Raw genomic sequence first — 12,732 nt, 5'->3', positions numbered from 1 at the left:
AGATCGGTGTCGACAAGAACACCACCGTCGTCTTCCCGGCGCCGCTGATGAGCACGATCGGCGAGCTGGGGTCGTTCCTGGCCCGGGAGACGGCCGCCGCAGCGGCGCAGCCGGGCCCGGCCTCCGTCGCCTTCCCGATGCAGGCACCTGCGGCCAACGGCGCAACCCCCACCGGCACAGTTCCTAACGGGACAGTTCCGACCGGGTCCTGATCGGCACCCCCTCGACATCTGTCCACCACGGCTGGGAGTTCAGACATGCGCGTTCGCGTAGGTATCAACGGAATGGGACGGGTCGGGCGGGCCGTGTTGCGCGGTATCTCTGGGCGTGCGGACTGCGGAGTCGAGGTCGTGGCCGTGAACGACCTGGTGCCGATCCCGACGCTGGCACACCTGTTGCGGTACGACTCCACCTACGGACGGTGGCCCGCCGAGATCGAGACCGACGATCAGAATCTGAGCGTGGATGGGGACCTCATCCGCGTCTTCGACCACGCCCGGCCCGAGGACCTGGACTGGCGTCTGGTGGGAGTCGATGTGGTCGTGGAGGCAACCGGACGGTTCCGCGACAGGACGCGAGCCGGCGCACACGTTGCCCACGGTGGCGCCCGGAAGGTGGTGTTGACCTCGCCGGGCAAGGGCCTCGACGCCACGATCGTCATGGGGCTCAACGAGGACACCTACTCCGCGCGCGAGCACGACGTGATCTCCAACGCCTCCTGCACCACGAACTGCGCTGCTCCGATGGTGTCGGTCCTCCATCACGCGTTCGGCATCCAGCACGGCCTGTTGACCACCGTGCACGCCTACACCGGGGACCAGAATCTGCAGGACGGCCCGCACAAGGACCTGCGCCGGGCCCGAGCGGCCGCAGTGAATATGATCCCGACCAGCACCGGTGCCGCGCGGGCGATCACGGAGATCATGCCGGAGCTGGCGGGGCGTCTCGACGGGATCGCGGTGCGCGTCCCGGTGGCGGACGTGTCGCTGGTGGACCTCACGGTGCAACTCGCCGAGGAGGCCACGGTCGGGCAGATCAACCGGGCCTTCTCGGTGGCCGCGGATGGCAGGCTCAAGGGCTTTCTGCGCTACACCACTGACCCGATCGTCTCCTCCGACGTCCTCGGTGACCCGGCGTCGTGCGTGTTCGACGCGGGGCTGACCACGGTGACGGGCAACCTGGCCAAGGTGTTCGGCTGGTACGACAACGAGTGGGGCTACGCGCAGCGCACGATCGACCTCGTCGAGATGGTCGCCCGCACCCTGCCCGATCGATGATCGGAGCCCGGTCGTTCCGCTCCGGCCCGCAACGGCCGGTCGCTACCCGGACCGCTGTTCTCCGGCAGGGGAGGGGTCAGCGCGCTCGGCCCGTCCCCTCGTCCACAGGTCGCTGACGGGCTTCGGCCGGCTGATCGGGGCCGTAGTGCTCCTGCGCATCGCGAGGCGCCCGCTGGCCCCGACCGCCGTGGGCAGACCTGCCGCCGAGCGTCAGGCGCCGGCTCGGACGTCCGGGTCGCGCAGCCGATCACCGAGTGATGTCATCGAGGCGTCGACCGCCGCGGTCCGGGACCGTTCCTGCCGTGTGGCGTCGGTGTCGGAGACCGATACCGGTCTGGGTCGCCGCAGCTCGGTCGCGAGCGATCGCCACTCGGCACCCGCTGCGCTCCAGCTGTCGCGCACGGCGCTGTCCGCAACCGCGTCGCCCCCGAGCTTGCGCGCCCGTTCACGCCGTTCGGGACGACCGCCCACACGACGAGGTAGGCGAACACCGCCATGCCGCCCGAGACGAGGGCCAGCGCCGCGGCGGCGATCCTGATCAGCAGGGGGTCGAGGTCGAGCTGCTCGGCGATTCCGGCACAGACGCCCCCGAGGACACGGTCCTGACGGCTGCGCCGAAGTCGGTTGCCGCTGTACGTCGCCGTCGTTCTCGTCGTGGATCATGGGATCGAGGATTCTCCGGTTGAAAGAGGCGGGACAGGGGCGAAGGTCCCGGTGACCGGCGCCCGGATGCCCGCGGCCACCTCGACCGCCCATGCGCGGACGGCGTCGTGGTCGCGGAAGTCGCCGGTGGGGGAGTGGACGGCGCGCACGGCGAGCCGTTCGGTCCACCGCAGGTCGGCGGGGTCCAGGCGACCGGCGAAGACCTGATGACCGCGTGCCGTGATCGTGGCGCCCAGGGAGGTCACCTCGGCCAGGTCGTCGAGGGGACGTGGCGGGTCGCCCAGTGGGCCGCTGGAGAACATCCACACCGGGAGAGCCGCAAGCGGCGCTCGGTGGTGCTCGACGAGATGCCGGGCCGCGGGCAGCCAGCGGCCCATGTAGATCGCGCTGCCGACCAGCACGGCGTCGAAGCGACTCAGGTCGCCGACGTCCGCGGCGTCGCGCACCTCGACGTCGGCGGCGGGCAGCTCGTGGCGGAGCACGTCCGCGATCTCGCCGGCGATCTCGGCGGTGGCCCCGTGCTTGCCGGCCACGGCGACGAGAACCGTGGTCACCACGATGCCCCGGTCACCTGTCTGGCGTGCGCGGCCGTCTGGAGGTGGGCCTCGTGCCCGGTCACCACGACGGGGCACGGCACGAACTCGATCAGCGCCCGGCTGGTCGAGCCGAGGCTCCTGCCCGGTCCCGCGGCGATGCCGCGGTGCCCGACCACGAGCAGCCGCGCACCGTCGGCGGCTGCGAGGAGCGCTCGCAACGGCGTGTCGGCGACGACGACGCGGTGCACCTGCAAGCCGGGGTGGTCCCGGGTGACCGCCGGCAGCTCGGTGTCGAGCACCGCGGCAGCATGAGCGGCATGGACCGAGTCGTCCTCGCGACTGCGGCGGGCGGCGCCGTCGGCGCCGAAAGTGATGTCGCTCCACGCGTGGACCGCGACGAGCCTGCTGCCCAGCGTCGTGGCGAGGTCGGCGGCGAGCCCGAGCGCGGCGCGGCTGGCAGGCGAACCGTCGACCCCCACCACGACGGGGCCACCGCGGGGCGGTGGGACCTGTGGTGCGGTTCCGCGGATCACAGCGATCGGGCAGTCGACACGGGTGAGCAGGGTGAGTGCGACCGTGCCCGCGAGCATGCCCGACCAGGCGCCTTCGCCGTAGCTGCCGAGCACCAGCATCCGGGCCCGACGCGCCCGGTCGGCGACGACCTCGACCACGCCACCCGATGCCACCTCGACGACCGCGGATTCCGCCCCCGTCCGGACGGCGGCGTCGCGCAGCTCGGCCAGCCAGCCCGGGATCGCCGCGTCAGCTCCTTCGTCCGGGTTCACGGTGAGCAGGTGCAGCGGCGTCCGCAGGATCGCCGCGATATCGGCGGCCCATCCGACGGCGTCGCGGGCCGAGTCGGACCGATCGACCCCGACCACGATCGGCCGGTCGTCCTTGCTGTCGTCCATCACGCCACCCTCCTCCGGATTCGCGGACGCGGCCCTCGTCCAGCGTCGCCGCTCGGTCCCGCGATCCTCAGGGCTGCCGGTCCCGTCCGGACGGGACCAACGTCCCGGAACCCTCATCGCGCCAGCGTCGTCAGGAACTGCTGCACATCGGCGGGGGATGCGAGCACAAGGTCGGCGGCGGTGTCGCGGCCGGCCATCTCGGGATCGTCCGGCCGGCCGACGATGATGCCGATACCCCGGCCCCGCAGCGCCCGGAACGCGTCCTCGTCGGTGATGTCGTCGCCCAGGTAGACCGCCGCGACCTCGGGGGCGTCGAGTTCGAGGGCGGCGAGCAGGTACAGCACCGCTCGACCCTTGTCCCAGTCGATGTTCGGTTGGAGCTCGTGGACCATCTTTCCGGGGGTGAGCTTGAGCTCGTCGGGTCGCTCGGTGAGCAGCGCGTCGACCACGGCGGTGACACGGGCGCGGTCCGACGGTGCGACGAGTCGGTAGTGCACGGCCACCGATGCACGCTTCTGCTCGACGACCACGCCCGGGATCGTGGCGACTCCGGCGCGGAGCCGGTCGGTCGTCTCGCGATGAGATCCTCGAATCCGGAGCCGGCGTCGTTGGCGACAGAGCCTGTGGTGGGGCTCCAGATGTCGAAGCCGTGGCTGCCGGCCACCACGAGGTCGTCGATCCCCATCAGCTCCTGCACGACCTGCCGGTCGCGTCCGCTCACCCACGCACACCGGGCAACGCAAGGCCAGAGCCCGCACCGTGGCTCGCATGCCTGCGGAGATCACTGCGTCCTCGGGACGGTCGACGATCGGCGTGAGGACACCGTCGTAATCGAGGAACACCGCAGGCCGGCGACCGCCAGCCGATCGCGCGGGCCGTCGTCGTCGAGCGCGCGGGGAAGACTGCGCAGGATCTGTGTTGTCACGGCTTCCGGAGCAGGACGTGGTCGGCGCCCCGCCGGAGGGTGGGCGGGAGTGCCGCGGCGTGCTCGTCGGGCCATCCGACCCTGATCACGAGCTGTGGGAAGACCGCGGCGCCGACGAGGTGCTCGCTGACCCAGTCACGGGTGCGGGCGACCTCGAGCGGCTGGCTCAGAGGTGTGGTCGCGAGTCCCATCCCGGTGGCGGCGAGCAGGACTGCGCCGACCGCCTCCCCGGCCCGCAGCGTGCCGAGGCGGTCGTCGCTGCGGGCGGACAGCACCATCAGGACCGAGGCGTCGGCGTGTTCGAGGCTGTGGGTCGGCTGGCGCAGTCTCCCCGCTGTGAACCGCCGCATCGGGACGTCGCCGGGCAGGTCGATCCCGGCGGCGATGGTGCTGGACTCGATGCCGTCCGCTGCGGCGCTGTAGCGCCCGGTCCACCGGGCCAGCTCCGCCCCGTAGCCGGCCTGCTGTCGCTGCAGGCTCGCCGACCGGGCGATGGTCTCGATCAATCGGGTCCGGGCGGTTGCCCCGGTGACCACATACAGGTCCGCTCCGCACCGGTCCGCGTGCGTGACGAGGGTGTCGAGCAGGTGCGGATCCACCGGCGCGGCGGCGAAGCGTCGACGGTCGGTGCGGCGCAGCAGGATGGCGGGGGCCAGGCGGGCCAGGTCCGCCACCTGTGTCTCCGTCGGGGTCGCCTCCGTCGGCCGGACCCGGGCGAGGTGGTCGGAGTCCTCCGGGTCGGGGAAGCGGTCCACCTGAGCCGAGAGGCCGAGGCCGGCTAGCGCGACCACCAGGTGCGCCAGTGCCGCACCGCAGCTCAGCAGCAGGTCGCGGCCGCCCGAGTCGATCGTGATCAGGTGCCGGTCCCGGTCGGCGAACAGATCGATCCCGGCTTTGCGGTCGACCCGCCACCGCCACGGCTGGGAGTTGTACACCGACGGGGCGCGCACCGCCGCCTGGACCGCGCGAAGCAGCGTGGCCTCGTCGGGCAGGGAGACGGGTGGCGCAGCAGAAGCCATGACCAGCACTCTCCCCGCGCGCCCGGCGGCGCTGAAGGGGCGTAGGTCCCACCCGGCGGGGGACCTTCGCCCGCATCCTCACCGCCCGGCCGCTCCCTAGCGTCCTCAGGGAGGCAAGGAGGCCGGATGACCGACGCCTGACGCTCGAGTTCGACGGCTGGGACCCCACCGACGAGGGCCGCCGCGAGGCGCTGTGCACGCTGGGCAACGGCCGGTTCGCCACCCGCGGCGCCGCCCCCGAGTCGGGCGCCGACGATGTCCACCACCCGGGTACCTACGCGGCGGGCTGCTACAACCGCCTGAGCGACGAGGTCGGCGGCCGGATGGTCGAGAACGAGAGCATCGTCAACCTGCCGAACTGGCTGGACCTGCGCTTCGCCTCGGCGACGACGACCGGATCGACCTGTCCCGGGTGCAGGTGCTGTACCACCGTCTGACGTTGGACCTGCGCCGCGGCGTCCTGAGCCGGCAGGTGCGGTTCGTCGACGCGGCCGGCCGCCGCACGTCGGTGCGTCAACGCCGGTTCGTGCACATGGCCCAGGGGCACCTGGCCGGGCTGCACACCGTGCTCACCGCGGAGGACTGGAGCGGGCGGTTGCGGGTGGCGTCCGGCGTCGACGGCTCGGTGGGCAACACCGGGGTCGCGCGGTACCGGGACATGGCGAGCCGGCACCTCGACGTCGTGGCGACCAGCGAGCCGGGCCGGGCCGGCACCGTCGTGCTCGTCGCCCGCACGACGCAGTCCGGGCTGGTGGTGGCCGTGGCGACCCGCACCCGGGCGGACGGGGACTCCGCCGGCCGGCTGAGCCGGGATCCGTCACGGGTCGGGCACGAGTTCGAGGTGGACCTGCGCGCGGGTGAGCCGGTGGCCGTCGAGAAGGTCGCCGCGCTGGTCACCTCCCGCGACGTCGCCATCTCCGCACCGGCGGCCACCGCCGAGGAGCTGCTGGGCGCCGCACCGGGATTCGACGAGCTGCTCGCCGAGCCACGAGCTCGCCTGGCAGCAGCTGTGGGGGCGGTTCCGGATCGAGCTGACCGACGGCCCGACACCGGAGACGCTCCGCCCGGTGAATCCGGTGCGCAGTGACCGCGCGGCCCGGGCTCGAGCCGAGCGGCGTCGCGCGCGGGTCACCGACCGCGTCGAGGACGTCGTCGCCTGGCTGCTGATGGCCGCGAGCCTCGTGCTTCTCGTCGGGTCGTGGGCGTCCGGCCTCTCCGTTCAGACGGGGATGATGGAGCTGGCCAGGGTGGAGAGCCTGGACCGGATCGAGGTCCGGGCCGTTCTGCTCGAGGCCGCTCCCAACCGGATCAGCGGGCCCGCGAGTGTTGGCCCGACGGCCTGGGCGGTGGATCGGGGTGGACGGCGAGCCACATACGGCTCGTGTCGATGCCATGTCGGGTTCTCCGGCCGGGACCGAGGTTCCGGTGTGGGTCGACCGCGACGGGACGGTGACCACGCCTCCGACGAATGCCGCCGATGCGTGGGTCAACGGGGCGCTGGTCGGGTTCGACGTGCTGCTGCTGGGCGGGGCGGTCCTCGTCGGCATCTGGATGTGGGTGCGCCGGCTGACGGCGTCGTCAACACCGTTGAGTGGGAGCGGGAATGGGCCAGGTCGAACCCGACTGGAGCGGGCATGTGCGGTGATGCGGCCGACCCACCGGCGGCCGTAGTCATGCTCCGTCCGGTGTTGCACAGCATCGGTCGGTAGGCGGATGGGCCTGCCAGCAGCGGCACACGGTCAGCGCGCAGGAACGGAGCTGGCCGGCATGCCAAGTTGATGGTGCTCCTGCCCTCGCTCGGCGCGAGGGAGGCGGCTCCGCTCGACGGGGCCGCGGGTCGTGGGAAAGGGGGACGGATGCGAGTGTGCGATGTGCCGGTGATGCCTGTGAACGGGCCGGACTCCGTCGGGTCGCACACTCTCCTCGCTCATCCCCAGCACGAGTTGTCGGAAGTGATCACGGTCCTCCGCCTCACGGGGCTCCGATCTCTCCCGGTGGTCGATGACGGTGTGCTGCTCGGGACCGTCTCTGAGCGGGACCTGATTCGTGCTCTTGCACGGGACGACGTGGACATCGGTCATGACATCCGGTGCCGACTCGCCCGAAATCTGGGCCTCGGCCGGTGGCTCGTGACCGTCCGCGGTGGCGACGTCGTCCTCGCGGGGCACGAGCCCGACCCGGTCGATGGCGAGGCCGTCACGTCGATCGCCAATTCCGTGATCGGTGTGACGGACGTGCGCTTCGCCCATGCGGCACACGCCCGCAGCCGTCAGTCGCGCAGGGTGCCGCGTGCCGCCTCGAGGTGCGCGACGGGTCCGCGGAACGGTGAGCTGGAGCCGTAGACCGGGTCAGTCCCGAGATGTGGCGATTGAGATGGAGCACACCGGGGCGGTGGAGCCCCGTTGGAACGGGAGGGCGAACACGGCGTATACGTGGGGCCGTATCGATCACGGCGGCGGCATGGATCGGCGACCGACGACCCGACTGTCTCCGGCGGCCGCCCGGACTCATGGTTAAGGCAGGTAGCGATGGCCCTGCGGCGTCCGGCCCGGTCAGCCGTCGACAGTCGCTGAGCTGAATCTGTTCCCGGTGAGCTGTTGGAGGGGAACGGCCACGATGAACGCACGGCTGTCGGGCGCCCACCCGTGGACCCGGTCGGTGAATGCGACCCGCCGTCCCGGGTCGGTTACCTGGTACGCCTGTCCAACGCCGAGCACGCTCCATCCGGCTCCGGTATCCGGGTCGATGTGATCGACCTGGAAGCCGACCACGGCGTCGTGCGTGGCGGTGGCGAGCGGGCTTCCGCGAGTGACGCGGAAGACGGCCTCGCCGTCGTCCAGGATGTAGCTGACCGGTTGCACAGCGGGCATGGCTGCATGGGTGAACACGACCCGGCCGCGGGTCCCACTCTCCAGCAGGTCCAGGCAGTTGGCCCTCGTGAACTCGATGAATGCCGTGGTCTCGATCATTTGGTCTCCGATCTTCTTGCGTCGAGTCCGACTGTCCGCTACTGGGGGAGTACTGAGAAGTGTCAGACGTCCTGTTCCGGGCGCCCGTCCGCCTCGCTGTCCGGCTCGTTCGGCCTCCAGCGTGCGCTGCTCGCACCGTGCCCGGTCACGATCGCGCGCCGGGGCCGCATCGCGAAAAGATCAGGGTCGGGTCGCCGGTCGGATGTGCGTCCGTAGTGCTACGGGCCGGTCGGCGATCATCGCGGGACATTGACCCCTGCCGGGTGCGGTGCCCCCGGCAGCGATGGTCGGTAGTGCCGGAGTGTGGCGGGGAGCTGCCAGCAGCCGCGGACCGTCGCTGGGGAGCGATGTCGTCGCGTGGTGCGCAGCGCCTCGTCACCATCGGAGTGCGCAGTACCGAGACGGGTGATGTCGCTGACCATCTCCGGCACGCCCGGAGGTCATGACCGAGCTGGGGAGCGACGGTCGTGGCCTCCGGGCCGCTTCGCGGCCAAAGGCACGTTCACGGACGAACCTTTGGCCGCACGGCGTCAGCGATCCCATCTGACCGAACGGCCTGCTGTGGGTCCGGGAGTCCGCCGTCCAACGGCGGGGGAGATGGCGACCAATGGCCCTGCCCGCACCACTGCGGCTCAGCAGATCGTTGGGGAACTCCACGCCGTCGGCGTCGAGGGCACCGTAGCTCCGATCGTGAAGGAACGTGAGTTCGTTGGTCGACATCGCCAGGGACCGCACCGCCGTCGTGGACACCACCGGCCCCACCGAGGTACAGCTCGGCTCCGCCACCCGCTACCTGCTCGCGGGCATCCGACTCGCGCTGGGCTGGGTGTTCCTCTGGGCCTTCTTCGACAAGCTGTTCGGGCTGGGTCACGACACGACCGCGGCCAAGTCCTGGCTGAACGGGGGGAGCCCGACGAAGGGCTTCCTCGGGTCGGCGAAGGGCCCGTTCGCGGACTTCTTCCACGCCATCGCCGGCAACGGCGTCGTCGACGTGCTGTTCATGGCCGCGATGCTGGCCCTCGGGGTGGCGCTGGTGCTCGGTATCGGCATGCGCCTCGTCGCCGTCGTCGGCGTGCTGGTGACGGTCCTGATGTGGGCCGCCGTGCTGCCGCCGGCGAGCAACCCCTTCATGGACGACCACCTCGTCTACGCCGGTGTCCTGGTGCTGCTGGCCCTGTTGGGGGCCGGGAACACCCTGGGTCTGGGCCGGGTCTGGGCGGCCACGCCGCTGGTGCGCCGCGTCCGTTGGATCGCCTGAGTCCGACCGGAGTCGCCTGGGCCGTTGGCCCCTACCGCCGGAGATCGACGGAGATGAGGCTTCCATCATGAACAGAAAGTTCATGGCGACGGCATTGGGTGGCGTAGCCGTTGCGGCTCTGGCCGGGTGCGCGGTGCCGGGCCCAGGGATGATGAACGGTAGCGGCGACTCCGGACACGTCTACTCGCGCTCGCGGTGCGGGGCCCCGTCGTCGCTGCCCGGCCAGACCGTCACAGTGATGCTCGCGGACGCGGGCATGGGGTCGATGATGGGGGGTACCGGCCCGCTGGGTGTACCGATGATGCTGCGCAGCACACCGTCGACCGTCGTAGCAGGTCGGATCAGCCTGGTGGCCCAGAACATGGGGTGGCGATCCCACGAGCTGCTGATCCTGCCGCTCTCGGCGGGATCACCAGCCGGTCGGCTCGTCACGGGCTCGGATGGCCGGATCGACGAGGCCGGGGCGTTGGGCGAAGCTTCTGCCAGCTGTGCGGCCGACAGCGGGGACGGGATCACGTCCGGCTCGGTCGGGTGGACGACGATGACCCTGCCCATCGGCCGGTACGAGCTGGTGTGCAATCTGGCCAACCACTACGCCGACGGGATGCGCCAAGAGTTCGACGTCACCGCGGGCTGAACGCCACCTCCCGGGCATCCACGACCCGGGCAGCGGCACGATCGACGCCGCACTAGGTGATCGGCACCGTCCAGCACAGCGTCGTTCCGGCGCGCTCGCCGCGGCCCACGTGCAGTGTTCCGCCGTGGCGTTCCGCGCGCGCCGTCATGTTGGCCAGGCCGCTGCGTCGGGTGGTGGCCGGGATCCCGACGCCGTCGTCGACCACGCGCAGGGTGAGCTCGTCGTGCACGCTGATGTCCACGACCGCGGACCGGGCATGGGCGTGCCGGGCGATGTTGCTCAGCGCCTCGCGGAGCACCGCGACGAGATCCTCGCCGATGTCGTCGGGCACGCTGCTCTGCAACGGACCGCTGAACCGCGTCTCGGGGCTGAAGCCCAGGGCGGGCGTGACGTCGGCGAGCACGTCGAGGACCCGGCCGCGCAGCCCGGAGGCGACAGCTCCGGTCGTGCGGTTGAGCTGGAAGATGGTGGTGCGGATCTGGCTGATGGTCTGGTCGAGGTTGGTGATGTTCTCGGCGATCCGCTCGCCCGCCGGGGTGTCCGTGCCGAGTTGCTTGGCCACGCTCTGCAGTGACAGCCCGGCGGCGAACAGGCGCTGGATGACGTGGTCGTGCAGGTCTGCGGCGATGCGGTCGCGGTCGTCGGCGACGGCGGCGCGCTGCTGCTCGGCGCGGGCATCGGTGAGCTCGAGGGCCAGCGAGGCCTGGTTCGCGAACCCGCTGACCATGTCGAGGTCGTCGTCGGTGAACGTGGCCCGATCCTGCAGCCGCGCCGCGATCAGCACGCCGTTGACCTGCCGGGTCCCCACCATCGGCACGATCAGCACCGGATCGAGCGCCAGATCGGCCGCCACGGCGGAACCGAGACCGGGGCTCTCCTGCTGCCACGAGTCGCGCAGCGCGCGACCGGTCGTCAGCACCCGCCCGCACAGGGAGCCCTCCACCGGGATGCGGACACCGATCACGTCGTCGGCGCCGGTTCCGACGGCCACGTCCACGCGGAGGGCGGCCCCGTCCGTGCTGGGCAGCGCCACCGCGACCAGGTCGGCGTGGGCGACGTCGCGGGCGAGGTCGACCACCAGCTGCAGCGGGTCGCCGAGATCGGCGGACAGCAGCCTGCGGGTGATCGTCGCCGAGGCGCTCAACCATTCCTGGCGCTCGCGGGCGACGTCGTAGAGCCGGGCGTTGGCGATCGCGACGCCGGCGGTGGCGGCGAGCGCGGTGACGAGGTCCTCGTCCTCGGCACTGAACTGCCCACTGCTGCTCTCGCAGAGGTAGAGGTTGCCGAACACCTCGCCCCGCACGCGGATCGGGACGCCGAGGAAGCTGTCCATCGGCGGATGGTGGTCGGGGAATCCCGAGGAGCGGGGGTCGTCGCCGATCCGGGTGACCCGGATCGGCACCGGGTCCTCCACCAGTGCCCCGAGCAGCCCCTTGCCCTGCGGCAGCTCGCCGATGCCCTCGACGGTGTCGGATGACATCCCGGCGTGGACGAACTGTGCGAGCCCGCCGGTGCGCGCGTTGACCCCGAGTGCCGCGTAGCGGGCCCCGACCAGCTTCCGTGCGGCGTCGACGATGTGGCGCAGCAGGAAGGGCAGGGCGAGGTCGCCGTTGATCATCTGGTTGGCGCGCAGCAGCCCGCGCAGGCGGCCCTGGCTGCCGATCACCTCGTGGGCGCGCTCGACGAGCTGCGCCAGCAGCTGGTCCAGCTCCAGGCGCGGGAGGTCCGGGAACGTCAGCGGAGGATCATCCATGCGAGGCGCCCTCCTGCTCGGGCGCGCAGCGGCCCGGCACATCGGATGGTGGCCTGCCGGGGTCTGGGACAGCTTGGCGCCACCCTACGCCCGCATCACCGCCGTGCCGTCTGTGTCGGCTGGCCACTCGGAGTCCATGCGCCATTCGATACGGGTCTCTGCCTTGTCGTCCGTGGCACAACGTCATTCGGATCGAGACCTTCTGCCCCAGTCGTCGGGCCTCGGTCGGGCAGAAAGGATCAGGTAGTCGTGCACGCGGGTAGGCGCAGGGCGTGCTGCGCGGCGATGCGGGACCTTCGCCTCTGCTGCGACGAGTTTGGCCGGGCGATGCTGGGACGTCGGCGAGCGGGAGATGTCCCGGGACCGGCACCCATATTTCCTTCATTCTCCACACATCTTTGAGGCGGTGACCGACCGATGGCGACTTCGGGAAGTACAGCAGTGGCGGATCGAACTGTTCTGGAGCGGCTGCTGGAGGCGGGCATCACGCAGGACCGGGCCATGCATCACCTGAGCGACCGCTGGGTTCGGGTCGACGGGGAGATCATCACCGATCCGGCACACTTGGCGGAGCCTCCTGTGCAGGTCGAGCTCCGGTTCAACCTGCTGTTCGACGAGTCCGGCAACTAGTGTCGCGGTAACTAGATAACTTTACTTCGGCACCGGTTCACGGGATCATGGCTTGTGGCGTTGACTGTGACCGTGGACGTGCCGCCGCGGGATCGCGAGGTGCTGGAGTCGTGGCTGCGGGCGCCGTCGGTGGCGGCGGGGCTGGCCCGGCGGG

Annotated in this window: 10 protein-coding genes and 4 pseudogenes; 7 read left to right on the top strand and 7 right to left on the bottom strand. The window is 71.3% G+C overall.

Features of this window, described 5'->3' with window-relative positions; genetic code table 11:
- Together JWR81_RS23545 and gap are read left to right on the top strand one after the other, a co-directional pair.
- Positions 1–212, top strand: a pseudogene (locus tag JWR81_RS23545) (hypothetical protein); the annotation flags it as partial.
- A gap of 45 nt (positions 213–257) precedes the next feature.
- Positions 258–1,277 (top strand): type I glyceraldehyde-3-phosphate dehydrogenase, encoded by a 1,020-nt coding sequence (gene gap, locus JWR81_RS23540; protein ID WP_297657139.1) that lies wholly within the window; start codon positions 258–260, stop codon positions 1,275–1,277.
- Positions 1,278–1,537: 260 nt separating this feature from the next.
- On the opposite strand, the pseudogene JWR81_RS34500 reads toward gap, so the two are convergent.
- The 5 genes and pseudogenes from JWR81_RS34500 to JWR81_RS23520 form a co-directional block, all read right to left on the bottom strand.
- Positions 1,538–1,888: pseudogene (locus JWR81_RS34500) on the bottom strand (PspC domain-containing protein); the annotation flags it as partial.
- 48 nt (positions 1,889–1,936) lie between these two features.
- Complete coding sequence (locus JWR81_RS23535; protein WP_297657136.1) at positions 1,937–2,494, bottom strand: flavodoxin domain-containing protein; 558 nt, start codon at positions 2,492–2,494, stop codon at positions 1,937–1,939.
- Complete coding sequence (locus tag JWR81_RS23530) at positions 2,491–3,387, bottom strand: universal stress protein (RefSeq protein WP_297657145.1); 897 nt, start codon at positions 3,385–3,387, stop codon at positions 2,491–2,493. The genes JWR81_RS23535 and JWR81_RS23530 overlap by 4 nt, the downstream gene beginning before the upstream one ends.
- Before the next feature lie 113 nt (positions 3,388–3,500).
- A pseudogene (otsB, locus tag JWR81_RS23525) lies at positions 3,501–4,232 on the bottom strand (trehalose-phosphatase); the annotation flags it as partial.
- A gap of 76 nt (positions 4,233–4,308) precedes the next feature.
- Entirely contained in the window at positions 4,309–5,331 is a 1,023-nt protein-coding gene (locus JWR81_RS23520) for a nitroreductase family protein (RefSeq protein WP_297657133.1), read from the bottom strand.
- A 74-nt stretch (positions 5,332–5,405) separates the two neighbouring features.
- Between JWR81_RS23520 and JWR81_RS23515 the strand changes: the two are divergent.
- Positions 5,406–6,418 (top strand): annotated as a pseudogene (locus JWR81_RS23515) (hypothetical protein).
- 691 nt (positions 6,419–7,109) lie between these two features.
- Entirely contained in the window at positions 7,110–7,673 is a 564-nt protein-coding gene (locus JWR81_RS23510; RefSeq protein ID WP_367278838.1) for a CBS domain-containing protein, read from the top strand.
- A gap of 210 nt (positions 7,674–7,883) precedes the next feature.
- Here JWR81_RS23510 and JWR81_RS23505 read toward each other — a convergent pair whose 3' ends face one another.
- Positions 7,884–8,300 (bottom strand): pyridoxamine 5'-phosphate oxidase family protein, encoded by a 417-nt coding sequence (locus JWR81_RS23505; protein WP_297657127.1) that lies wholly within the window; start codon positions 8,298–8,300, stop codon positions 7,884–7,886.
- A 700-nt stretch (positions 8,301–9,000) separates the two neighbouring features.
- Here JWR81_RS23505 and JWR81_RS23500 point away from each other — a divergent pair.
- Positions 9,001–9,558 (top strand): hypothetical protein, encoded by a 558-nt coding sequence (locus JWR81_RS23500; RefSeq protein ID WP_297657124.1) that lies wholly within the window; start codon positions 9,001–9,003, stop codon positions 9,556–9,558.
- A 67-nt stretch (positions 9,559–9,625) separates the two neighbouring features.
- The gene (locus JWR81_RS23495; protein WP_297657121.1) at positions 9,626–10,195 is read left to right on the top strand and encodes a hypothetical protein; all 570 of its coding nucleotides are present in this window, start codon (positions 9,626–9,628) and stop codon (positions 10,193–10,195) included.
- Positions 10,196–10,247: 52 nt separating this feature from the next.
- Here JWR81_RS23495 and JWR81_RS23490 read toward each other — a convergent pair whose 3' ends face one another.
- On the bottom strand, positions 10,248–11,948 hold the full coding sequence (locus JWR81_RS23490; protein WP_297657118.1) for a GAF domain-containing protein: 1,701 nt from the start codon (positions 11,946–11,948) through the stop codon (positions 10,248–10,250).
- 441 nt (positions 11,949–12,389) lie between these two features.
- Here JWR81_RS23490 and JWR81_RS23485 point away from each other — a divergent pair, with 441 nt between their 5' ends.
- Positions 12,390–12,578 carry a hypothetical protein gene (locus JWR81_RS23485; RefSeq protein ID WP_297657115.1) on the top strand — a complete coding sequence of 63 codons (189 nt, stop codon included), beginning with the start codon at positions 12,390–12,392 and terminating at the stop codon, positions 12,576–12,578.
- Positions 12,579–12,732: the final 154 nt, after the last annotated feature.

This window comes from Pseudonocardia sp. (assembly GCF_025965585.1).
Lineage (GTDB): Bacteria > Actinomycetota > Actinomycetes > Mycobacteriales > Pseudonocardiaceae > Pseudonocardia.
The sequence above is the reverse complement of the archived record's forward strand: the minus strand, read 5'-3'. Positions and strand labels throughout refer to the sequence as shown.

Excerpts from the sequence above, each read along its gene's own strand:
- gap (WP_297657139.1), top strand. The coding sequence starts at position 258 with ATGCGCGTTCGCGTAGGTATCAACGGAATGGGACGGGTCGGGCGGGCC.
- JWR81_RS23530 (WP_297657145.1), bottom strand. The coding sequence starts at position 3,387 with ATGGACGACAGCAAGGACGACCGGCCGATCGTGGTCGGGGTCGATCGG.
- JWR81_RS23520 (WP_297657133.1), bottom strand. The coding sequence starts at position 5,331 with ATGGCTTCTGCTGCGCCACCCGTCTCCCTGCCCGACGAGGCCACGCTG.
- JWR81_RS23510 (WP_367278838.1), top strand. The coding sequence starts at position 7,110 with ATGGTGCTCCTGCCCTCGCTCGGCGCGAGGGAGGCGGCTCCGCTCGAC.
- JWR81_RS23505 (WP_297657127.1), bottom strand. The coding sequence starts at position 8,300 with ATGATCGAGACCACGGCATTCATCGAGTTCACGAGGGCCAACTGCCTG.
- JWR81_RS23495 (WP_297657121.1), top strand. The coding sequence starts at position 9,626 with ATGAACAGAAAGTTCATGGCGACGGCATTGGGTGGCGTAGCCGTTGCG.
- JWR81_RS23490 (WP_297657118.1), bottom strand. The coding sequence starts at position 11,948 with ATGGATGATCCTCCGCTGACGTTCCCGGACCTCCCGCGCCTGGAGCTG.